Annotated in this window: 21 protein-coding genes and 1 tRNA gene; 2 read left to right on the top strand and 20 right to left on the bottom strand. The window is 71.2% G+C overall.

Annotated elements, in window-relative coordinates; all coding sequences use genetic code 11:
- Positions 1 to 14: 14 nt before the first annotated feature.
- The 5 genes from JYA75_RS17690 to JYA75_RS17670 all read right to left on the bottom strand — a co-directional run bounded on the left by JYA75_RS17690 (position 15) and on the right by JYA75_RS17670 (position 3296).
- Entirely contained in the window at positions 15 to 755 is a 741-nt protein-coding gene (locus JYA75_RS17690) for a DUF881 domain-containing protein (RefSeq protein ID WP_044475986.1), read from the bottom strand.
- A gap of 4 nt (positions 756 to 759) precedes the next feature.
- Positions 760 to 1116, bottom strand: a complete 357-nt coding sequence (locus JYA75_RS17685; protein ID WP_029543853.1) for a DUF1290 domain-containing protein — start codon at positions 1114 to 1116, stop codon at positions 760 to 762.
- A gap of 5 nt (positions 1117 to 1121) precedes the next feature.
- Positions 1122 to 1988 (bottom strand): DUF881 domain-containing protein, encoded by an 867-nt coding sequence (locus JYA75_RS17680; RefSeq protein ID WP_065922544.1) that lies wholly within the window; start codon positions 1986 to 1988, stop codon positions 1122 to 1124.
- Positions 1985 to 2602 carry a CDP-alcohol phosphatidyltransferase family protein gene (locus tag JYA75_RS17675; RefSeq protein WP_006936765.1) on the bottom strand — a complete coding sequence of 206 codons (618 nt, stop codon included), beginning with the start codon at positions 2600 to 2602 and terminating at the stop codon, positions 1985 to 1987. The genes JYA75_RS17680 and JYA75_RS17675 overlap by 4 nt, the downstream gene beginning before the upstream one ends.
- 76 nt (positions 2603 to 2678) lie before the next feature.
- A complete protein-coding gene (locus JYA75_RS17670) occupies positions 2679 to 3296 on the bottom strand; it encodes a CoA pyrophosphatase (protein WP_006936763.1) in 618 nt (205 codons plus the stop codon).
- A 131-nt stretch (positions 3297 to 3427) separates the two neighbouring features.
- Here JYA75_RS17670 and JYA75_RS17665 point away from each other — a divergent pair, with 131 nt between their 5' ends.
- On the top strand, positions 3428 to 4366 hold the full coding sequence (locus JYA75_RS17665; RefSeq protein ID WP_050036365.1) for a MoxR family ATPase: 939 nt from the start codon (positions 3428 to 3430) through the stop codon (positions 4364 to 4366).
- A 24-nt stretch (positions 4367 to 4390) separates the two neighbouring features.
- A complete protein-coding gene (locus tag JYA75_RS17660; protein WP_203329229.1) occupies positions 4391 to 5359 on the top strand; it encodes a vWA domain-containing protein in 969 nt (322 codons plus the stop codon).
- Positions 5360 to 5963: 604 nt separating this feature from the next.
- Here the strand turns inward: JYA75_RS17660 and JYA75_RS17655 are convergent.
- The 15 genes from JYA75_RS17655 to steA form a co-directional block, all read right to left on the bottom strand.
- On the bottom strand, positions 5964 to 6179 hold the full coding sequence (locus tag JYA75_RS17655; protein ID WP_082120245.1) for an SMP-30/gluconolactonase/LRE family protein: 216 nt from the start codon (positions 6177 to 6179) through the stop codon (positions 5964 to 5966).
- Between the two features lie 43 nt (positions 6180 to 6222).
- Positions 6223 to 6660, bottom strand: a complete 438-nt coding sequence (locus JYA75_RS17650; RefSeq protein ID WP_006936756.1) for an SRPBCC family protein — start codon at positions 6658 to 6660, stop codon at positions 6223 to 6225.
- Positions 6650 to 9310 carry a bifunctional acetaldehyde-CoA/alcohol dehydrogenase gene (adhE, locus tag JYA75_RS17645; protein WP_006936755.1) on the bottom strand — a complete coding sequence of 887 codons (2661 nt, stop codon included), beginning with the start codon at positions 9308 to 9310 and terminating at the stop codon, positions 6650 to 6652. The genes JYA75_RS17650 and adhE overlap by 11 nt, the downstream gene beginning before the upstream one ends.
- Positions 9311 to 9571: 261 nt before the next feature.
- Positions 9572 to 9645, bottom strand: a tRNA-Pro gene (locus tag JYA75_RS17640).
- 83 nt (positions 9646 to 9728) lie between these two features.
- Positions 9729 to 11150 carry a ribosome biogenesis GTPase Der gene (gene der, locus JYA75_RS17635; protein ID WP_006936753.1) on the bottom strand — a complete coding sequence of 474 codons (1422 nt, stop codon included), beginning with the start codon at positions 11148 to 11150 and terminating at the stop codon, positions 9729 to 9731.
- Complete coding sequence (gene cmk / locus JYA75_RS17630) at positions 11147 to 11809, bottom strand: (d)CMP kinase (protein ID WP_044475988.1); 663 nt, start codon at positions 11807 to 11809, stop codon at positions 11147 to 11149. Before cmk ends, der begins: the two co-directional genes overlap by 4 nt.
- Before the next feature lie 17 nt (positions 11810 to 11826).
- Positions 11827 to 12831, bottom strand: coding sequence for a pseudouridine synthase (locus JYA75_RS17625; RefSeq protein WP_006936744.1), 1005 nt, complete (start codon positions 12829 to 12831; stop codon positions 11827 to 11829).
- Between the two features lie 12 nt (positions 12832 to 12843).
- Entirely contained in the window at positions 12844 to 13473 is a 630-nt protein-coding gene (gene scpB, locus JYA75_RS17620; protein ID WP_202917622.1) for an SMC-Scp complex subunit ScpB, read from the bottom strand.
- 53 nt (positions 13474 to 13526) lie between these two features.
- On the bottom strand, positions 13527 to 14366 hold the full coding sequence (locus JYA75_RS17615) for a segregation/condensation protein A (RefSeq protein WP_065922542.1): 840 nt from the start codon (positions 14364 to 14366) through the stop codon (positions 13527 to 13529).
- A gap of 3 nt (positions 14367 to 14369) precedes the next feature.
- Positions 14370 to 15335, bottom strand: coding sequence for a ParA family protein (locus JYA75_RS17610; protein WP_006936740.1), 966 nt, complete (start codon positions 15333 to 15335; stop codon positions 14370 to 14372).
- A 100-nt stretch (positions 15336 to 15435) separates the two neighbouring features.
- Positions 15436 to 16353: a site-specific tyrosine recombinase XerD gene (gene xerD, locus JYA75_RS17605; protein ID WP_006936739.1), complete on the bottom strand. Its 918-nt coding sequence runs from the start codon at positions 16351 to 16353 to the stop codon at positions 15436 to 15438.
- A gap of 4 nt (positions 16354 to 16357) precedes the next feature.
- Positions 16358 to 16987 carry an NUDIX hydrolase gene (locus JYA75_RS17600; RefSeq protein WP_006936732.1) on the bottom strand — a complete coding sequence of 210 codons (630 nt, stop codon included), beginning with the start codon at positions 16985 to 16987 and terminating at the stop codon, positions 16358 to 16360.
- Between the two features lie 6 nt (positions 16988 to 16993).
- The gene (locus JYA75_RS17595; RefSeq protein ID WP_006936731.1) at positions 16994 to 18760 is read right to left on the bottom strand and encodes a CTP synthase; all 1767 of its coding nucleotides are present in this window, start codon (positions 18758 to 18760) and stop codon (positions 16994 to 16996) included.
- A gap of 159 nt (positions 18761 to 18919) precedes the next feature.
- Complete coding sequence (locus JYA75_RS17590) at positions 18920 to 19870, bottom strand: copper transporter (RefSeq protein ID WP_006936730.1); 951 nt, start codon at positions 19868 to 19870, stop codon at positions 18920 to 18922.
- The gene (gene steA / locus JYA75_RS17585; protein ID WP_050035290.1) at positions 19867 to 21051 is read right to left on the bottom strand and encodes a putative cytokinetic ring protein SteA; all 1185 of its coding nucleotides are present in this window, start codon (positions 21049 to 21051) and stop codon (positions 19867 to 19869) included. The genes JYA75_RS17590 and steA overlap by 4 nt, the downstream gene beginning before the upstream one ends.
- Positions 21052 to 21099: the final 48 nt, after the last annotated feature.

The raw sequence follows: 21099 nt of genomic DNA, 5'->3' as shown, positions 1-21099 counted from the left end.
GTGGAACGCCGGGTTCAATTACCGGGCTGAGAGTATTGTCGCGGCTCGATCTCCCGCAAGGCGGGTACCTCGACCTGCGGCGACTGTTCGATCTGTACCGACCCGCCCGCGCGCGCCACCGTGTCGACCACGCCGCCGGGGATGTTCAGAGCCGCCGCCAGCGTGGGCGCGTCCCCGATCGCGGCGACGGCGTAGGGCGCTGCGATCGATCGATCGTCGACGACCAGCGCACCGGCGGTGCCGCCCACCCAGGAGTCCACGCCGATACGGACGGCGGGGCCGCCGGTTCCGGCGACCTGGACGGCCTCCGCCCCCGCGGCGCGCAGCTCCTGGATCGTGTCGAGGAGGACTTCCGGTCCCACGCCGCGCCGAGGGTCGGCAATGGTCAAGATCACTCCCGGACCGGCCGCCGGGGCGGTACCCACCTGGATCTCCAGGGCCGAGAGGCGCTGCTGCGCCTCCGCGAGTGCGGCTTCGGAGCCGTTCCGTTCCAGGCTGGCCAGCGTCTGTTCCAGTGTGGTGATCTCCTGCCGCAGCTCCGCTTCGCGGCGGTTGAGGTTGTCGAGCACCACCAGCAGGTCGGCCGGCCGAGCGGAGTCGAGCGCGTCGCCCGAACCGGTGTTCCTGACCTGCGTGGCGATTCCCACGCCCAGCACCACCATGAGCAGCGCCGCCAGGGCGGAGAAGACGATCCGCGAGCGGCGCGCCGCGCCGCTCTCGGCCGGTTCGTGCCATTCGTGCTTGCCCTCATGCATCCGGCTACGCCCCGAACAGTCTGCGTCGCAGCGCGGATGCATTGCCGAAGATCCGGATACCGAGGACCACGACGACCGCGGTGGAGAGCTGGGTGCCCACCCCGAGCTGGTCGCCGAGCCAGACGATCAGTGCGGCGACGAGCACGTTGAAGGTGAAGGAGACGACGAACACCTTGGCGTCGAAGATCTCGTCCAGATAGGCGCGTAGTCCCCCGAAGACCGCGTCGAGCGCGGCGACCACCGCGATGGGCAGGTAGGGCTGGACCACGTCGGGCACCTGGGGGCTGAAGATCACACCCACGGCGATGCCCACGCCGAGGGCCAGCACCGCATAGAGGGCGTATCCGCGCTTGGTCGCCACAGTCTTCACCGCTCTCCCGTTTCCCGTGCCGATGCGACGTCGCGTACCGAGGCGCCCGGCAACGCGAGGTCCGTCGCCTCCGTGATGGTGAAACCTACCCCGTACAGCTGTTGCACCCCCGACATACGCAGGTAGGCGTCGCTGACGACGAAGCCGGTCTGCAGTTCGGCCGGTGACCCGACGGCGGCGACCGTGTAGGGCGAGAAGACCGGCTGGTTGTCCACGAGCATCGCTCCCCCGGCCTGCCGGACGGTGACACCGGGACCGACCCGTACCCCGTTGATCGCGACGGCCTCGGCCCCGCCGGCCCAGAGGGCGTTGACGACCGACTGCAGGTCGCGGTCGAGGATCACCGAGGTGCTGCGGGCGCGGTCCTTCTCCGCGGAGTCCGTCAGGTCGGGACGCGAGGTCGGATCGGCGAGGGTGACTGTGATGCCGGGGCCGCGCACGGGAGCCGCGGCGGCGGCCTCCTCGGCTCGGGCGAGCCGGTCGAGCACCGCCGCACCCTGTTCGTCGTCGGCGAGCACCTCGATGCGGCGCTGTTCCACCTGGGTGGCCACGTCGTCGCGGGTGGCCGCGAGTACGTCGTTGCGGTCCTCGGCGGTGCGGACGGTGGCGAGGATCTCGTTGCGTGCCTGGTCGGTACCGGATTCCCGCTCGATGTTCTGGGCGTAGGCCACTCCGAGGACGAGTCCGGCGAGCAGGCCACCGAGGACCAGCCAGAGCCCGATGCCGACCCGGGTCGGCCGGGCGTGGCCGGCGGCGCGGTCGTGCGCCGCGGCCGCGTAGCCGGGGTCGAGGTGGTCCTCGAGAAGCGCCTTGAGCAGCGACGGCACGGGGTTGCGGCGGATCTGCTCCCAGTTGCGGCTCATTCGGTGGCAGGCCCTCCCGGGGTGGGTACCGCACGGGCCGTCCGCACCGCCTGCGACAGGTAGAGCACGCCCGTCCACACGTAGAGGGCAGTACCCCAGAGGAGGGCGGCCCACCCCGCGGGCGCGAGGACGCCGGCCGCGGCGGGAAGCGCTTCCGCGGCCAGCAGGAGCGGCAACGCGAACATCAGCAGGAAGGTGGCGCCCTTACCCAGGTACAGCACCTCCGGGGGCGGCAGGCCACGGCGACGGTAGACGGCCAGGGTCGGAGCGAGGACCAGCTCCCGGCCGATCAGAACCACGGCGATCCACCACGGCACTATGCCGCGGGCCACCAGGGCGAGGAGGGTGGTGACGACGTAGAGGCGGTCGACGAGCGGATCCAGCACCGCGCCGAGCCGCGAGGCCTGGTCGAGCAGCCGCGCGAGCTTGCCGTCGGCCCAGTCGGTGATTCCGCTGAGCATGAGGACCGCAAGCGCCCATCCGTCGGCGTGCCGGACGAGGACCAGATAGAGGAAGATCGGGATGCCGACCAGGCGGACGACGCTCAACACGTTGGGGACGGTGACGATGCGGTCGGATCGAGCCGGCGCACCGGCCGTCGTCGCGTCGTTCATCGTCCGTCCTGTCGTTCGGGTGGGGTCGGTTCCGACAGCCTTGCACACACCTCGTCGCCGCCGGCCGGCCGACTCGTCACCTCCACGCGAACACGGGCTGTTCCAGGTCGTCGATGCGGGTGCTGCGACGGTGGAGCACGACTTCCCGGAACTGGTACACCACCGCCGCGGTGGGGGCGTGGACGAGATGTCCCCGGAACGGCCACTGGATCACCGGCTTGTCCGATTCCGGTATGGCGACGAACCGGGGTTCGCTGTCGAGCTCGGATGCGGTGACGGCATAGAGTGCGGCCACCTCGTCGGGGTTGGGCACGAGATCGTCGATCGCGGCATCCGCCCAGACGACGTACGGGGAGATGACGTAACCCGAGCGGGTGATGTAGTCGTCGAGGCGGCCGAGAATGCCGCCGGGGTCGGTGCGCAGGCCGAGTTCCTCGTGCAGCTCGCGCAGCGCGGCCACCTCGGGTGTCTCCCCGTCGTCGAGACGTCCGCCCGGCAGGGCGAACTGGCCGGGGTGCGCTCGCAGACGGGTCGGGCGGCGGGTGAGCGGCACGACAGGGTTGCCGTGCCCGTCGTCGAGTACGGCGACGACCACCGCCGCGTGACGCCGGCCTTCCAGCGGCAGGGAGCGGGGTTCGAACGCGGCGAGCGCCGACCCGATCTCGGTCGGGTCCAAGGGGTTCGGGACGGTCATTGCGTCGACATTAGGGGGTGGGGACTGCGATTCTGCGCATGGATCGCCGAATCGGTCCGCCCCGTGGGTCCACCCGGTGCATAGTTGTCCGAGGAAACGAACGGATCCCAGGGGTACACGAGGACGTGAGCATGCAGCGCACCACCCGACCGATGGCCGAGGTCCGCCGGGGAGTCGCGGACCGGGTGGTGGGCCGGGCCCGGGAAACCGACCTCCTGCTCGCTGCCATCGGCGCGGGGCGCGACGTGCTGCTCGAGGGGCCACCGGGCACCAGCAAGTCCACCCTGCTCGGCGCCATCACCGCCGAGCTCGGCAGTCCGCTGATGTTCGTCGAGGGGAACGCCGATCTCACGCCGGCACGCCTGGTCGGCTATCACGATCCGGCACGGGTGCTGTCGGAGGGCTACCACGAGGACAACTTCGTGCCCGGCCCGCTGGTGGCGGCGATGCGGGCCGGCGGGGTGCTCTACCTCGAAGAGTTCAACCGCTCGCCCGAGGACACACTGAACAGCCTGCTGACCGCGATGGCGGAGCGGCGGATCACGGTGCCGCGGGTGGGCACGGTCGAGGCCGATCCGGCGTTCCGCGTGGTGGCCTCGATGAACCCGTTCGACAACATCGGCACCGTCCGGTTGTCGATGAGCGTGCACGACCGGTTCTGCCGGCTGGCGGTGGACTATCAGGACACGCAGGCCGAACGTGAGATCGTCGTCCGGCGCACCGGGTGCGGGTCGGCGCGGCTCGTCGCCGACGCGGTAGCCCTCACCCGCGCCACGCGCGGGCACCCTGACCTGCGCGGCGGGTCCAGCGTCCGCGGCGCGATCGACCTGACGCTCGTCGCGATGCAGCTGATCGACATGCGGGACGTGCGCGGCGAGCTGCCGGACTCGGCCGACCCGCCGCGCGATCTGCCGCCGGCCTACACCGGCGCCGTGCTCGACGCCCTGCTGGTGGCTTTGTCCGGGCGGATCGCGGTGGACGAGGTCGCCGAGACCACACCCGAGGCGGTGTTGCGGGAGATCTGGCAGGACCACTTCCTCCTTCGCCCCAGCTCCGCGGCCCCCGGTTGAAGAGCCGTCCCCGCGGACGGCCCCGTGCACCGGCGCGCCCAGCGTCACTCCACCGGTCGGGGAAAGCCTTTCCGGCGCAAGCCGAAGCAGCTGTCGACGGTCCCGACGCTGTACGAGAACCGAGGCAGCGGCCAGGGTTTGGCGATGGTCGGCGGTCCGCATCGTCAGGGGCGCAGCCCCGGAACGGGTCCCGGTGCGGGTCCCGGGATGACCGACGAGCCGGCCGAGGTGCTGACACTGGGCGAACTCGATGCGTCGGGCCCTGCCCGCGACGCCGAGGTCCGACGCCGGGCCCGCGAGATCGCTGCGCGCCTGTCCGTGCCGCGCCCGCGGCACCGTCGCCTGCCTCGGCGGGGCGTCGGCAGACTGCGAACCCTGCCGTATCAGGACGGCGCCGAGGAACTCGATCTCGACCGCACCGTCGAAGTGCTCGCGGAGGACCCGCTCGCGCGGTCGACCGATCTGGTGATGCGGGACCGGATCCGCGACCGCCGGAAGGTGGTGCTGGTCGTCGACATCTCCGGGTCGATGCGCGGCGAACGCATCCGCACCGCCGCGGCCGCGGTGGGTGCCGTGGCCGGCGAGCTCGGCCACGACGATCTGGCGGTGGTGGCGTTCTGGTCCGAAGCCGCCGTGCTCAGCGCTCTCGGTGAGCCGGTCTCCCCGGCTCGGCTCGTGGACCTGCTGCTCCGGATCCCGAGCAAGGGTCTGACGAACGTCGGCTTCGCGCTCGAGGTGGCGGCGCGTCAGCTCCGGGACGTACCCGCCGACGAGGGACGGGTGCTGTTGCTGTCCGATTGTGTGCACAATGCCGGGCCCGATCCGCGGACCGCCGCCTCCCGGCTCTCTCGGCTCGACGTGCTCGCCGACATCTCCGGCGAACACGATCTGCTCACCGCCCGCGATCTCGCTCATGCCGGCCGTGGGCTGGCCCTGCCGATCCGGGGCCACCGCGACGTCGCTGCGGCCATCTCCCGCGCGTTCGGCGCCTGACTGTGCGCGGTGCCTCTTGGGGGGTTTCGGTGGGGAGCGTGGAGTCGTGATGAATTTCGGAAAATACTTCTGTTCCGTACTGGTCGGATAATGTAAGCCGGACTTGGGTGCGCCGAGCGGTCTTCTTCTTGAAATTATTGTGTTCCGTTTGCTTCGAATTCGGATGCGGCGGTGTCAGCGGGGGCCCGCGCCCCTCCCCTCTCGTGCCCGAGGGGGCACCGCTCGGAACGGGCGGGAGAACCGCGCCGTCGTGGCTCGCTCATCGCGCCCGGTCCACGTCCACGCACAGGATCGCCGAGTCGCTCAGGGGCTTCCCAGGTACAACCGCCCGGCATGCTCGACGACGCCCGTCACCTCGCCGAAGGGCACATCCCGGCACCCGAAGTCGTGCAGCAGGCGGCCGTCCTCCCCCACCCCAGCACCCAGGTCGTGCGAGCGGGACGAGCCAGTCGCGCCACCGGCAGCCGCCACAACGCCCGGCGTACCACGGGTCAGCTGCCTCCGAGCCGGTCGAGGACACCATTGCGGGGCGCAACCATCGCCACCCACATCCGGCCGCCGCGCGCCCGGGAGACGTTGTCCGGCATTCCCGGAAGGTTCGTCATCAGCGGCCGCGGGGCGTGGGGGCACGGACCGGCAGTCCGGTCAGGCAGTAACCGCCGGTTTCGGCGAACAGGACAGTGGATTCGTCCTCCGTGAGAGTGATGCCATTCGGGAAGTGGAGCCGGTCGAGTACGACAGGGACCGAACCGTCCGGGTCACGGCGCAGCAGCCGGCCGCTGCCGCGGTGCTCGGGCAGGGCGCCCACGTAGTGGTCCAGACCGTGGCGGGTGTGGACCGGGTGGGCCCCGCGCCGCCCGCGTTCAGCTCTCCAGGCGCTTCTTCAGACCGGTGAGCGTACTGTCGACCAGGCCCTTGATCACCCGATTCCGCAGGAAACCGGGCAGCGGCAGGTTGTGGTGGATGGTCAGCTCGTACGTGACGGAGGTGCTGGCCGGACCGACCGCGTCGAGTTGGTAGCGCCCTTCCTGCCCGGTCTGCAGGCGTCCTTGGAGCATCGACCAGCTCATGCCGTCGTCGCGGTGCCGGTAGGTCAGGGTGTAGCTGTCGGTACCGACGGTGGCCGACGCCTTGAACCGGGCGGTGCGCGGCAATCCGGTCTCCTCGTCGACCTCGAGCACCTCGGCCTCGAGGATCTCGGGGATCCACTCGGTCTGGCTCTCGAGGTCACGGATGGTCGCGAGCACGGTGCCCAAGGGCGCCTCGACCTGGACGGTCTTGGTGGCGCTGTCAGTGGGCATGCTCGCCGTCCCCGTAGTAGCCGAGCCGGAGCAGGGTGGTGATCTCGCTGATCAGCGGCATCCGCGGGTTGGTGCGGTTGCTCAGGTCCTGGAACGCGGTCATCGCCAGCTCCGGCAGGGCGGCGAGGAACTCGTCCTCCGCGATGCCGATCTCCTTCAGGGTGCGCGGCACCCCCATGCGGCGGAGCAGGTCCTCGACACCCTGGAAGAGCCGGCGGCGGCTCTCCTCGGGTTCGTGCCCCCCGAAGACGATCCGCCCGAGCTGAGCGTACTTCTCGGGCGCGACGTACGCGGAGTAGCCCGGGGCCGGCATGAACTTGGTCGGCAGGCTGGCGTTGTAGCGCAGGGTGTGGGGCAGGAACACGCCGTTCACCCGGCCGTGGGCGATGCCGAACCTGGCGCCGACGGAGTGCGCGAGGGCGTGGTTCGTGCCGACGAAGGCGTTCGAGAAGGCGAGTCCGGCAAGAGTGGCGGCATTGGACATGTCGGTGCGGGCGGACAGATCGTTCGGGTCGTCGTACACCCGCGGCAGCGCCTCGAAGATCAGGCGCGCGGCCTGGACACAGAACGCATCGGTGTAGGGCGAGGCGAAGATGGAGGCTACCGCTTCCAGCGCGTGGGTCAGCGCGTCGATGCCGGTGTCGACGGTCAGGGTGCGCGGCATCGAGAGGGTGAGCATCGGGTCCACCACCGCCATATCCGGAACCAGCGAGTAGTCGACGAGGGTCTCCTTGCGGCCGGCGACGGTGAGGACGGCCGCGGGTGAGACCTCCGATCCGGTGCCGGCGGTCGTGGGGATTGCCACCAGCCGCAGCTTGTGTGGATCCTGCGGGTATTCCGCCATGCGCTTGCGGGGGTCGAGGAACGGCAGCGTCAGCTCCGCGAGATCCTTCTCCGGGTGTTCGTAGAACAACCGGATCGCTTTCGCCGCGTCGATCACCGACCCACCGCCGATGGCGATGAGCAGGTCCGGCGGGTACCCCTCGAGCAGCGCAACGCCGCGGCGGATGGTGGCCTCGTCCGGTTCCGGTTCGACCTCGCTGAACACCTTGATGTGCTCCGCGCGCAGGTGGGCGCGGAGCTCGTCGACGACTCCCCGCTGTTCGCTCAACGCGTCGGTGACGACCACAACGCTCGTACACGGGACCTCGCGGAGGTTCTCGAGGGCACCGGCATTGAAGTAGGTGTTGGAGGGCACGCGGAACCACTGCGGCGGGGTGCGCCGGTGCGCGACGGTCTTGATGTTGAGCAGCTGCTGGTAGTTGACGTTCTCGGTGGTGCTCGATCCGCCCCAAGTGCCGCAACCCAGGGAGAAGGTGGGGGTGAGGTTGTTGTAGATCCCGCCGAGCGCGCCGACCGCGGTGGGGGCGTTGACGAGGATCCGTCCGGTGCGCACGGCCAGACCGTAGGCGTCGATGACCGCCGGATCGGTGGCGTAGATGGCGGAGGTGTGGCCGAGGCCGCCGTGTTCGGTGACGAGCACGGCGGCGTCGATGCCGTGCTGGACGTCGCGGGCGCGCACGAGACCGAGGACGGGCATCAGCTTCTCCTGCACCAGAGGGTGCGCGGCGAGCTGGTCGAGGTCGGAGGGCAACGGCGCCAGGAGCACCTTGACCGCTGGATCCACGGTGAAGCCCGCGCGGGCGGCCAGTTCGGGAGCCTGCTGGCCGAGAGCGGCGAGGTTGACCTTGTCGCCGCAGCCGAAGGCGAATTCGGCCACCGCGGCGGCCTGCTCGTCCGTGAGTACGTGCGCCCCCATCCGCTCGAACTCGGCGACGGTGGCGTCGTAGATCTCGTCGTCGATGATGCAGGTCTGTTCGGCGGGGCAGATCACGGAGGCATCGAAGGTCTTCGAGATGAGGATGTCGACGACGGCGCCCTTGATGTCGGCCGTGCGGTGCAGATAGATGGGGGCGTTGCCGGGTCCCACGCCGAGCGCGGGTTTGCCGGCCGCGTTGGCGAGGGAGACGATCTTCTGCCCGCCGGTGACCCAGATGAAGTCGACCCGAGGATGCTTGAACAGGTAGTGGGTGACCTCGTGGGCGGCGTCGGGAATGACCTGCAGCGCGCCGGGGGGCATACCGGCCGCTTCGGCTGCCGCACGCAGGATCTCGACCGTGCGTTCGCACGACCGCACGGCGAAGGGCGAGGGCCGGAAGATGACGGCGTTGCGGGTCTTTGCCGCGACGATCGCCTTGTACAGCACCGTGGAGGTGGGGTTGGTGACCGGGGTGATCGCCAGGACCACGCCGATGGGTTCGGCGACGCGGACGATGCTGCGCTCGACGTCCTCCTCGATCACGCCCACGGACTTCTTGTCCTTGAGGTAGTCGTAGAGGAACTCGGTGGCCACGTAGTTCTTGACGACCTTGTCCTCGAAGACGCCGAATCCGGTCTCCTCGATCGCCACCGATGCCAGTTCCGCGGCCGCCCGGATGCCGGCCTGCGCCATGGCTTCGACGATCGCGTCGACCTGTTGCTGGTCGAGGGTGCGGAACTCGGCCGCCGCGGTGGTCGCCGTGTCGACGACCGCGTCGATCTGCTCGTGCCGGACCGGGCCGGTGTCGACGGCGGGAGTCGCCTCCGCCGTGGCGGCGTCGCCGGTGCTGTTGGTGGCCTGGGATTCGGTGCCGATCCGGGTTTCGGTCATGTTGTCTCCTCGGACTGGAGATGCCCGTCGCGCCTCGGTGTGGCCGCGGCTCCTGTTCGCGACAGTACTCGCGGCTCGAGGTGTTGACTGCGGTCTTTGGACCCTGACCGTGGGCCTTTCGCGGAGCTGCCGCTGCCGCACCCTGGGCGGCTGGTTCCGGGGTGGGCCGGAGCAGCACGGCAGTCCTGGAACCGGGCCGCGGAGGGTGGCCCGCACGCGAACGAGGCGGTCCCGGTGAATTCGGGACCGCCTCGTCGTGGGTCGGGCTGACAGGATTTGAACCTGCGACCACTTGACCCCCAGTCAAGTGCGCTACCAAGCTGCGCCACAGCCCGTCCGCGCTCTCGTCGAGCGCTCGTTGAGATTACAACAGGGACGGACCGATTCACCAATCGCCTGGTCAGGACCGTTTCGGGTGCTACTTGCCGCGGCGGTCCCGTTTCTCGCGCACGCGCACGGAGATCCGCACCGGGCTGCCCTCGAAGCCGAACTCCTCGCGCAGCCGCCGCTCGAGGAATCGGCGGTAGCCGGCCTCGAGGAAGCCGGTGGTGAACAGCACGAACGTCGGCGGCCGGGTGCCGGCCTGGGTGGCGAACAGTACCCGCGGCAGGCGGCCGCCGCGCATCGGCGGCGGAGTCGCGGCGACGACCTCCTTGAGCCAGGTGTTGAGCCGGCCGGTGGAGATGCGCTTGTCCCAGGACTCGAGGGCGGTCTCCATGGCCGGCACGAGCTTCTGCACGGCCCGGCCGGTCTTGGCGGAGATGTTGACGCGCGCCGCCCACGGCACGCGCAGCAGATCGCGTTCGATCTCCCGGCTCAGCTCGTAGCGGCGATCCTCGTCGACGAGGTCCCACTTGTTGAAGGCGATGACGAGGGCGCGGCCCGCGTCGGCGACCATCGAGATCACCCGTTGGTCCTGCTCGGTGATGGGCTCGGAGGCGTCGATCAGCAGCACCGCCACCTCCGCGGCCTCGATGGCGCCGCGGGTGCGCAGCGAGGCGTAGAACTCGGCCCCGGAGGCGGTGTTGACGCGCTTGCGCAGGCCGGCGGTGTCGACGAACCGCCAGGTCTTTCCGCCGAGCTCGACGAGGGAGTCCACCGGGTCGACCGTCGTGCCGGCGACGTTGTGCACCACCGACCTTTCGTCGCCGGCCAGCTTGTTGAGCAGGCTGGACTTGCCGACGTTGGGCTTGCCGACCAGCGCGACACGACGCGGGCCTCCCCCGCCGGTGCCTTCGCGCGGGGTCTGCGGCAGCACCGAGAGCAGCTCGTCGAGCAGGTCCCCGGTGCCGCGACCGTGGGTGGCCGACACCGAGTACGGCTGCCCCAGGCCCAGCGACCACAGGGCGGCCGCTTCGGACTCGACGCGGTCGTCGTCGACCTTGTTCGCGACGAGCAGCACCGGCGTCTTGGAGCGGCGCAGGACCCTGGCGACCGCCTCGTCGACGGCGGTGGCGCCGACGGTCGCGTCGACGACGATCAGGATCGCGTCGGCTGTGCGCATCGCAATCTCCGCCTGCCGCGCGACGGACTGTTGCAGGCCCTTCGCGTCGGGCTCCCAGCCGCCGGTGTCCTGCACCATGAATCGGCGGCCGTTCCAGTTGGCCTCGTACGAGACGCGGTCGCGGGTCACGCCCGGCACGTCCTCGACGACCGCTTCGCGGCGGCCGATGATGCGGTTGACCAGGGTCGACTTGCCGACGTTGGGTCGTCCGACCACGGCGACGGTCGGCACGGGCACGAACTCCTCGAGTTCGTCGTCCCCGACGAGCTCGAGGTCCCAGTCCGCTTCCTCCGACCAGGTGCCGTCGCCGGCGAATTCCGTCACATCCTCGCTCACAGGGTCGCTCCCGTCTGCTCGGCGACCACGGCGGCGAGCGCGGCGATCACTTCGTCGATGTCCATGTCGCTCGTGTCGACGACGACCGCGTCGTCCGCCGCGCGCAGCGGGGAGACCGCGCGGGTGGAGTCGAGGTGGTCGCGGCGCTGCACCGCGGCGAGCACCGCCTCGTAGTCGTCGCCGCGGCCTTCGGCGATGTTCTGCCGGTTGCGCCGCTGTGCCCGGGCCTCGGCGGAGGCGGTGAGGTAGATCTTCACATCCGCGTCGGGGAACACGACGGTGCCGATGTCGCGCCCCTCGACGACGATGTGCCCGGCGTCGCGGCCGATGCTCTGCTGCGCTGCGACGAGGGCCCGACGCACCGCGGGGACGGCGGAAACGGCGGAGACGGCGCCGGTGACCTCGCCGCCGCGGATGATCTCGCGGACGTCCTCCCCGGCGAGCCGGATGTCCTCGACTTCCGGGTCGGTGCCGATCGACCAGGGCAGGGACGCGGTGGCGGCGGCGATGGCGGCGGGATCGGTCAGGTCCGCCCCCGCTCGCAGGGCGTGCAGGGTCGCGACCCGGTACATGGCGCCGGTATCGAGATAGGCGGCGCCGAGGCGGCGGGCGAGCCGCTTGGAGACGGTGGACTTGCCGGTGCCGGACGGGCCGTCCATGGCGACGATCAGGGAGCTCACAGGCCCACCGCCTGGTAGAGGCCGCCGACTTCCTTGCGGCCGAGCACCCGCAGGGTGCCGGGTCGCTGGTCGCCGAGCGCGACGGGTCCGATGTCGGTGCGCACCAGGCGGATCACGGGGTGGCCGACGGCGTCGAGCAGGCGGCGCACGATGTGCTTGCGGCCCTCGTGCAGTTCGAGGCGGACGAGGGACTGGCCCTCGTTTACCTGCAGGAGCGCGAAGGAATCGACCTTGGCGGGGCCGTCGTCGAGTTCGACGCCGGCGCGCAGCTGCTTGCCGATACCGCGCGGGAGGACGCCCTTGACGGTGGCGAGGTAGGTCTTGGTCACCTCGTAGGAGGGGTGCATGAGCCGGTGGGCGAGCTCGCCGTCGTTGGTGAGCAGCAGCAGCCCTTCGGTGTCGGCGTCGAGCCGGCCGACGTGGAAGAGGCGTTGTCCGGCGGCGACGCGTTCGGAGACGATGTCGCCGACGCAGGGGCGCCCGAGGTCGTCGGACATGGTGGACTGCCAGCCGCGCGGCTTGTTGAGCACGAGGTGGACGAGGTCCTTGTTGACGACGACGCGCACGCCGTCGACGCGGACGACGGCGTTCTCGGGGTCCACGCGCAGGCCCTGTTCGGTGACGATGGAGCCGTCGACCTCGACGCGGCCGGCGGCGATGAGTTCCTCGGCGGCGCGGCGGGACGCCACTCCGGCCTGGGCGAGGACCTTCTGCAGGCGCATGCCTTCGCCGGCGGGCAGTTGGGGGCGCTCGGCGGCGTGCTGGTGCCGGGCGGGTTTGGCGTTGCTGATCTTGGGGAGGGCCGCCGGGCGCTGGGCCTGGGGCTTGGGGGCGGCGGGACGGCCGCGCTTGTTGAGCGGGGTGTCGCCCTTGCGGTGTGCCTTCTTGGGCGTGGCCGCGCGGGCGGCGGGTTCGCCCCGTCGTTCGCGCGGGGGGTTCCCCGCGCGGGAGGTGGTCTTTCTGCGGTCCGGTGTGCCATCACGGCGAGCGGGCTTGTGCACTTTTTTCCTGTCTCAATCGGGATCGAACGGCGCGGGCGAGGTGGACTCGGTGCGCGGGTTCCTTCCCATTCTCGCAAATCGTGGGTCGGCCTCGAGACTTTCGCTGATGTCGTCGATCACATCGACGTCCGGGAGCAGCGGCGCGAGGGGCGGCAGGTCCTGCAGGGAGGCCAGGCCGAGGCGTTCGAGGAACAGTTCGGTGGTGACGTAGCGGGTGCCGCCGGTCTCGGGGTCGGTGCCGTCCTCGGCGATCAGGTCGCGGGCCAGGAGGGTGCGCATGACGCCGTCGACGTTGACGCCACGGACGGCGCTGACGCGGGCGCGGGTGACGGGCTGGCGATAGGCGACGACGGCGAGGGTTTCGAGGGCGGCACGGGTGAGCTTGGTGCGGGCGCCGCCCTGCAGGAGCCGTTCGACGTACGGGGCGTAGTCACGGCGGGTGTAGAAGCGCCAGCCGTCGCCGGCGTAGCGCAGGTCGATGCCCGAGCCGCGCGCGTCGAGGTCGGCCGCCATGCGGTGCAGGGTGGTCTCGACGCGGGTGGCGGTGACGCCGATCGCGTCGGCGAGCTGGGCGTTGGGGGCGGGGGTGTCGACGACGAGGAGCAGCGCCTCGAGGGCGGCGGCGAGTTCGTCGTCGGTCATCTCGAGCAGTTCGGCGTCGAGTCCGCGCGGGTCGGGGTCCGGCGTGTCGCTGCTCACCCGTAGTCCTCCTCGAATGTGGTGACGGCGTCGTCGTTCTCGCCGGTCCAGGCCACCTGGAGCGGCCCGAGCGGCTCGGGTTGGTCGAAGGTGACGGCTCGTTCGCGGTAGAGCTCGAGCAGCGCGAGGAACCGGGCGACGATCTGCAGGCTGTTGTCGCATTCGGCGACGAGTTGGCCGAAGGTGGCCCAGGTGCCGGCGCCGTGGGCGCGCAGCAGGGTGAGCAGGCGGGCGGCCTGCTCGGGGACGGAGACCCGGGGGGTGTGGAGGTGGTCGAGGCCGACGCGGGGTGGCGGCTTGGGCCGGAAGGCGGCGGCGGCGATCTCGGCGAACCGGGCCGCGTCGACGCCGAGGACGACCTCGGGCACCAGGTTCTCGTACTGCGGTTCGAGCGAGACCGCGCGTGGGTAGCGGCGCAGGGCGGCGGCTTCGAACTCGGCGAACAGGTCGGCGATCTGTTTGAAGGCGCGGTATTGCAGCAGGCGGGCGAAGAGCAGGTCGCGGGCCTCGAGCAGGGCGAGGTCCTCGGGGTCGTCGACGTCGCCGGAGGGCAGGAGGCGGGCGGCCTTGAGGTCGAGCAGGGTCGCGGCGACGACGAGGAACTCGGTGGTCTGGTCGAGTCCCATCTCGGGGCCGCGGGCGCGGGTGTAGGCGATGAACTCGTCGGTGACCTCGTGCAGGGCGACCTCGGTGACGTCGAGGCGGTGCTGGGAGATCAGGGTGAGCAGCAGGTCGAAGGGGCCCTCGAAGTTGCGCAGCCGTACCTGGAAGCCCGCGGGGGGCGGGGCGGGGCGGGCAGGGTCGGGCGCGGCCGGGCCGGGGGTGTCGACGGTCACGGGCTATCGGCCGGAGCGGTGGATCACTTCGCGGGCCAGGGCCCGGTAGGACTCGGCGCCGGCGGACTTCGGCGCCCAGGTGGTGATGGGTTCTCCGGCGACGCTGGTCTCGGGGAACCGGACGGTGCGGGCGATGACGCTGTCGTAGACGAGGTCGCCGAAGACCTCGACGACCCGGGACATCACCTCGCGGGCGTGCAGGGTGCGCGAGTCGAACATGGTCACGAGGATCCCGGCGAGGCTGAGCTTGGGGTTGAGCCGGTCGCGCACCTTGTCGACGGTGTCGTTGAGCAGGGCCAGTCCGCGGAGGCTGAAGTACTCGCATTCCATCGGGATGATCACCGCGTCGGCGCAGGCAAGGGCGTTGACGGTGAGCAGGCCGAGGGACGGCTGGCAGTCGACGAGGATGTAGTCGTAGCGGTCGAGGACGGGGTACAGGGCGCGGCCGAGGGCTTGTTCGCGGCCGACCTCGGAGACGAGCTGGATCTCGGCGGCGGACAGGTCGATGTTGCTGGGCAGCAGGTCCAGGCCTTCGACGCGGGTGTGCAGCAGTACGTCGTCGACGGAGACGCCGCGTTCGACGAGGAGGTTGTGCACGGTCAGGTCGAGGTCGTGGTGGGCGACACCGAGACCGGCGGACAGGGCGCCCTGCGGGTCGAGGTCGACGAGCAGGACGCGGCGGCCGTATTCGGCGAGGGAGGCACCGAGGTTGATGGTCGAGGTGGTCTTGCCGACCCCGCCCTTCTGGTTGCACATCGCGATGATCTTCGCGGGCCCGTGGCTGGGCAGCGGCTGCGGTTCCGGGACGTGCCGGCGGGGCCGGCCGGTGGGGCCGAGCTCGGCCTCGGGTTCCGCGGTGTGGGTGTGCTCCGGGCCGGCGTGTGCCGCGTCGGCGCCGGGGCGGCCGTGGAGCAGGGCGTGCTGTGCTGCCGGCGCTGTGTCCGCTGCGGGCGGTTGTGGTGTCCCCACTATCCCCTGCTCCCCCTGTCCTGCTCGCTCGGCTGTCGGATCAACGCTACCGCTTCGGGTGGTGCGATGGCGCCGTGGACACGCCCTGCCGTCGCGGGCGCTATCGGGCGCGGGGGTGGGCCCCGGCCCACACCTCGCGCAGCGCACCGGCTGTGACCTGCGTGTAGATCTGTGTGGTGGTCACCGAGGCATGGCCGAGCAGTTCCTGCACCACGCGCACGTCGGCGCCGCCGTCGAGGAGGTGGGTGGCGAAGGAGTGGCGCAGGGTGTGCGGGGAGACGGCGGCGGTGACCCCGGCGCGGGTGGCGGCGGTCTGCAGCACCTGCCAGGCGCTCTGCCGGGACAGGCGGCCGCCGCGGGCGTTGAGGAACAGTGCGGGGGTGCGGCCGGTGGCCAGCGCGGGCCGGCCCCGCACGAGATAGGCGTCGACGGCGGCCAGGGCGGGACGGCCGACCGGCACGACGCGTTGCTTGCCGCCCTTGCCGCGCAGGAGCACCGACCGGTTGGTGGTGTCGAGGTCGTCGACGTCGAGGCCGACGGCCTCGGAGATGCGTGCCCCGGTGGAGTACAGCAGTTCGAGCAGCGCCCGGTCGCGCAGGTCGCGCGGCCCGTCGGCGCTGGTGCCCGCGGAGCCGAGGATGGCCAGCACGTCGGCGACGGACAGGGCCTTGGGCAGGCGCCGGCCCGCGGCGGGGGGTTTGACGGCGCGGGCGACGTCGACGGGGGTGCGGCCTTCGGTGGTGGCGAAGCGGTGCAGTCCGCGCACGGCGACGAGGGCGCGGGCGGCGGAGCTGGCCGCGAGGGCGGGCCTGCCGCGGTCGGGGTCGCCTCGGCGCAGCGCGGTGACGAAGTCGCCGACGTGCTCTTCGCGGACGTCGGCGAGGTCGTCGATGCCGCGGTCGGTGAGGTGGTCGAGGTAGCGGGTGAGGTCGCGCCGGTAGGACGCCAGGGTGTTGGGGGCGGCGCCGCGCTCGACGGTGAGGTGGTCGAGGTAGGCGTCGAGCTGGCGGGCGAGCACCGCGTCAGTTCCCGTCGCGCTTGGTGCGCAGCAGGGCGCGGGGCCGGTCGGGCCACTCGGCCTCGGCGGGGCGCAGGGCGCCCGCGTCGCGGCGGGTGGCGGCGAGGGCGAGGATCCCCGACACGGCGGTGGCGTTGACGATCCGGCCGCCGAGCACCATGGCGACGGCCTCGTCGACGGGGACGCGGCGGATCTCGAGGTCCGCCTCCTCGTGTTCGGGGTCGGGCCGGTCGGCCTCGGACAGGCCCCGGGCCGCGTACACGCGCACGGCCTCGTCGGTGAATCCCGGCGAGAGGGCGAGGTCGACGAGCAGGTCCCAGCGGGCGGCGGCCAGGCCGGTCTCCTCGGCGAGTTCCCGGCGGGCCGCGTCGAGCGGGTCCTCGCCGGGCGCGTCGAGCAGCCCGGCGGGCAGCTCCCAGAGGCGGTGGCCGAGCGGGTGGCGGTACTGGTGGATCAGGATCAGCCGGTCCTGCTCGTCGACCGCGGCGATCGCGACGGCGCCGTGGTGTTCGACCACCTCCCGTTCGGCCTCGTGCCCGTCGGGCATGGCGACCCGGTCCACACGCAGCGACACGATCGCGCCGGTGTAGATCCGGCGCGTGGACAGCGTCCGGAACTCGTGTCGCTGCGTCACGGTCGGCTACTTGCCGCCGGCGGTGGCGTTCTCGGACGTGGTGACCACCGCGTCGCCGCCGTCCACGTCGACCTCGTCCGCGTCGTCGCCGTGCACGTCCACGGGCAGGCGCTCGGCGGCCTTGTACCGCAGCGCGGCTGCGATGAACGCGGAGAACAGCGGGTGCGGGCGGGTGGGGCGGCTCTTGAGCTCGGGATGCGCCTGGGTGGCCACGAAGAACGGGTGCAGGTCGGCGGGGTACTCGACGAACTCGACGAGATGCCCGTCCGGGGAGGTGCCCGAGAACCTCAGGCCCGACTTGGCGATCCGGTCGCGGTAGGCGTTGTTGACCTCGTAGCGGTGGCGGTGCCGCTCGGAGACCTGCTCGCCGCCGTAGGCGCGGGCGACGACCGAGCCCTTGGCGAGTACGGCCGGGTAGGCGCCGAGCCGCATCGTGCCGCCGAGATCGGCCTCGCCGGCGACGGCCTGCTCCTGATCGGCCATCGTGGAGATCACCGGATGGGTGGTGTCGGGATCGAACTCGGCGGAGTTCGCGTCGGTGATGCCCACCGAGCGGGCCGCCTCGATGACCACGCACTGCAGGCCCAGGCACAGGCCGAGCAGCGGGATCTTGCGGGTGCGGGCGTAGCGGATCGCGCCGAGTTTGCCCTCGATGCCGCGGATGCCGAAGCCTCCGGGGATCAGGACCGCGTCCACGTCGCCGAGCGCGGCCTGGGCGCCGGCCTCGGTCTCGCAGTCGTCGGAGGGCACCCAGCGGATGTCGACCTTGGCGCGGTGCGCGAAACCACCGGCGCGCAACGCCTCGGTGACCGACAGGTAGGCGTCGGGCAGGTCGACGTACTTGCCGACGAGCGCGACCCGCACGGTCTCACGCGGCTGGTGCACCCGGTCGAGCAGGTCGCCCCACACGGTCCAGTCCACGTCGCGGAACGGCAGGCCGAGCTGGCGGACGACGTAGGCGTCGAGTCCTTCGCGGTGCAGGACCTTGGGGATGTCGTAGATCGACGGGGCGTCGGGGCAGGAGATGCAGCCGTCGACGTCCACGTCGCACATCAGCGCGATCTTCGCCTTGAGGGCGGCGGGGACCTCCCGATCGCAGCGCAGCACCAGCGCGTCGGGCTGGATGCCGATGTTGCGCAGCGCCGCCACCGAGTGCTGGGTGGGCTTGGTTTTCAGCTCACCCGACGGGGCCAGATAGGGCACGAGGGAGACGTGCAGGAAGAAGACGTTGCCGCGGCCGACGTCGTGACGGACCTGACGGGCCGCCTCGAGGAACGGTTGGGACTCGATGTCGCCGACGGTGCCACCGATCTCGGTGATGATCACGTCGGGAACGTTGCCGTCCTTGTCGGGGCCGGCCATCGCCATGATCCGGTTCTTGATCTCGTCGGTGATGTGCGGGATCACCTGGACGGTGTCGCCGAGGTATTCGCCGCGCCGCTCCTTGGCGATGACCGTGGAGTAGATCTGGCCGGTGGTGACGTTGGCGGCGGCGTTGAGATCGCGGTCGAGGAAGCGTTCGTAGTGGCCCACGTCCAGGTCGGTTTCGGCGCCGTCCTCGGTGACGAAGACCTCGCCGTGCTGGAAGGGGTTCATGGTGCCGGGGTCGACGTTCAGGTAGGGGTCGAGCTTCTGCATGGTCACGCGCATGCCGCGCGCGGTGAGAAGAGCGCCCAGGCTCGATGCCGTCAGCCCCTTGCCCAGTGAGGAGGCGACGCCCCCGCTGACGAAGATGTGCTTGGTGGCGGTACGCGAGTGGCGTGACTGTGGCAAAGAAGCTCCCGTGACGTCTGGTGCAGGACTTCGGACTGATGACGGAACTGCTGGGGCCTGCACGACCCACGGAACTTCACGGTAACACCTGTCGTGGGTCCCGCGTGCACGACTCGCCCGGATCGGACGGGGATCACACCGTTCGCCGCGCCGCGCCCGTCAGCGGGCGGCGGTTCCGACGGTGACGGCGCCGGCGTTGGGGCCGGTTCCGTACCGGCCCGACACCCCGGCGAGCTGTTCCTGCAGCGCCAGCACCGTGGTGATGCGGCCGGATTCGCGGTCGACGGTGTCGACGGTGGACAGACCGGCCGACAGCGCCGCGTCGGCCCGCACCACCGCGACGGCCCCGTTGCCGACGGCGGCGCCGGGCCGCCCGGCCAGGACCGTGCCGGCACCGCGGGAGTCGAACGCGGCGGCGAAGCGGGCCAGCAGCGCACCGCGGTTGCCGCCGCCCTCGGCGCCGGCTCCCCCGTCGCCGGTGACGACGATGGCGGTCTGGGCGGGTTCGACGGTCCCGTCGTCGTACGCGACGAAGCCGCCGCCCCGCAGCGTGGAGAGCGCGAGGTCACGTTCCTGGGGGGTGCTGCGCGGCTGCCCGCTCGCCGGCTCGACGAGCAGCACGGCTCCGAGCAGGTCCCCGGCCAGGCTGCCCTGATCCACGGCGCCGGTCTGCAACTGCACCCCGGCGGGGACGACGTTGGTGACGGTGGTGCGCAGCTGGTCGGCGCCGGCGGCGTCGACGAAGGGCTCGGTCAGCGAGATCCGGCCGGTCACGGCGGCGCCCGCCGCCTCGACCGTGCGGATCACCGCGTCCAGGTCCGCCGGGTCGGTGTCGGGAGTGGCGATCATGAGCACCGTGCGGCCGGCGAGCGCGTCGCGCACCACACGCCCGGACACCGCGGCGTCGAAACCGTCGGCCGCGTTGAGCTGCTCGGTGAGCACGTTGGTGCGGTCCTCGGCGTCCTGCAGCCGGCCCTGCAGTTCGGACCGGTCGTCGCGGAGCCCGGCGACGACGCTGTCCGACAGCAGCCCGGAGCCGAGGACGATGCCCACGGCGAGGGCGAGGAAGACCGCTGCGATCGAGATTGCGTGGTGACGCAACGAGATCACGCGGTCAGCCCCTGCACCCACACCACGAGACTGTCCCAGCTCTGCACGGCCCAGTCCACGACGTCGCCGCCGAGGTTGGACACGATCAACGCGACGATCACGGCGATCAGCGCGGCGAACACCAGCAGGGCGATCACCCCGCCGGAGACGCGGCTGCGGTAGAGGGTGGCGACGGCCTTGGCGTCGACCAGTTTCGGCCCCACCTTGAGCCGGGTCATGAACGCCGACGGGTTGCTGTCACGGCGGCCCTGGTCGAAGAACTCGTCGAGCGAGACGGTGCTGCCGACGGTGACGATGAGGGCGGCGCCGTGATGGTCGGCCAGCAGCAGCGCCAGGTCGGCGGGGGCGCCGGTGGCGGGGAACGTCATCGCGCCGATGCCCAGGTCCTGGATGCGTTCGAGACCGGGGGCGTGGCCGTCGTGATCGGCGGGCAGCACCACCTCGGCGCCGGACTTGAGGGTCTCGGTGCCGATCTCGTCCGGGTCGCCGACGATCAGATCCGGCCGGTATCCGGCCCGGACGAGGGTGTCGGCGCCGGTGCCGACGCCCACGAGGATCGGCGAGTACTCCTTGATGAACGGCTTGAGGTTCTTCAGGTCCTGCTCGTGGTCCGGCCCGTCCGCGACCACCACCACGTGCCGGTCGCGCAGGTCCACGTCGACGTCGGGCACTCCGACCCCGTCGATGAGCAGCGGGCTCTCCGAACGGATGAACTCGATGGTGTTGCCCGAGAACGCCTCGAGGTGGTCGACCAGGCCGGTCTTCGCCTCGATCATGCGGTCGGAGATCTCGGTTTCGGTCTGCTCCTCGCCCTGGATCAGCAACCGTTCCCCGGAGTAGACACCGCCCTCGTGCAGGCGGACCTTGGCGCCGTCCTTGACCTTCTTGAACACCTCGGGACCGGTGTTGTCGATCAGGGCGATGCCGTTGGCGACGAGCACCTCCGGGCCGAGGTTCGGGTAGCGGCCGGTGATCGACGTCGAGGCGTTGACCACGGCGGTGACCCCGGCCTCGACGAGCGCGTCGGCGGTGACGCGGTCCATGTCGACGGCGTCGAGAACGACGATGTCGCCGGGACCGACCCGGCGCAGGAGCCTGGCCTGGTTCTTGTCGACCCGGGCAATGCCGCTCACTCCGGGCAACGTTTCGTTATTGCGTGACAGCAGCGCCGGCATCTTCATGGCATCGATGATGAACCCGGGCCGGGGCCGGGCAACGGAGGCGCGCCG

Origin of the sequence: Rhodococcus sp. PSBB066, assembly GCF_017068255.1 — a bacterium.
GTDB lineage: Bacteria > Actinomycetota > Actinomycetes > Mycobacteriales > Mycobacteriaceae > Rhodococcus > Rhodococcus aetherivorans.
Note: the sequence above shows the minus strand (reverse complement) of the source record. Positions and strands in the feature narration are given on the sequence as shown.

Bases quoted from the DNA above. Each gene is read 5' to 3' on its own strand.
- JYA75_RS17690 (WP_044475986.1), bottom strand. From the start codon at position 755: ATGCATGAGGGCAAGCACGAATGGCACGAACCGGCCGAGAGCGGCGCG.
- JYA75_RS17680 (WP_065922544.1), bottom strand. From the start codon at position 1,988: ATGAGCCGCAACTGGGAGCAGATCCGCCGCAACCCCGTGCCGTCGCTG.
- JYA75_RS17675 (WP_006936765.1), bottom strand. From the start codon at position 2,602: ATGAACGACGCGACGACGGCCGGTGCGCCGGCTCGATCCGACCGCATC.
- JYA75_RS17670 (WP_006936763.1), bottom strand. From the start codon at position 3,296: ATGACCGTCCCGAACCCCTTGGACCCGACCGAGATCGGGTCGGCGCTC.
- JYA75_RS17665 (WP_050036365.1), top strand. From the start codon at position 3,428: ATGCAGCGCACCACCCGACCGATGGCCGAGGTCCGCCGGGGAGTCGCG.
- JYA75_RS17650 (WP_006936756.1), bottom strand. From the start codon at position 6,660: ATGCCCACTGACAGCGCCACCAAGACCGTCCAGGTCGAGGCGCCCTTG.
- adhE (WP_006936755.1), bottom strand. From the start codon at position 9,310: ATGACCGAAACCCGGATCGGCACCGAATCCCAGGCCACCAACAGCACC.
- cmk (WP_044475988.1), bottom strand. From the start codon at position 11,809: ATGGACGGCCCGTCCGGCACCGGCAAGTCCACCGTCTCCAAGCGGCTC.
- scpB (WP_202917622.1), bottom strand. From the start codon at position 13,473: ATGACCGACGACGAACTCGCCGCCGCCCTCGAGGCGCTGCTCCTCGTC.
- steA (WP_050035290.1), bottom strand. From the start codon at position 21,051: ATGAAGATGCCGGCGCTGCTGTCACGCAATAACGAAACGTTGCCCGGA.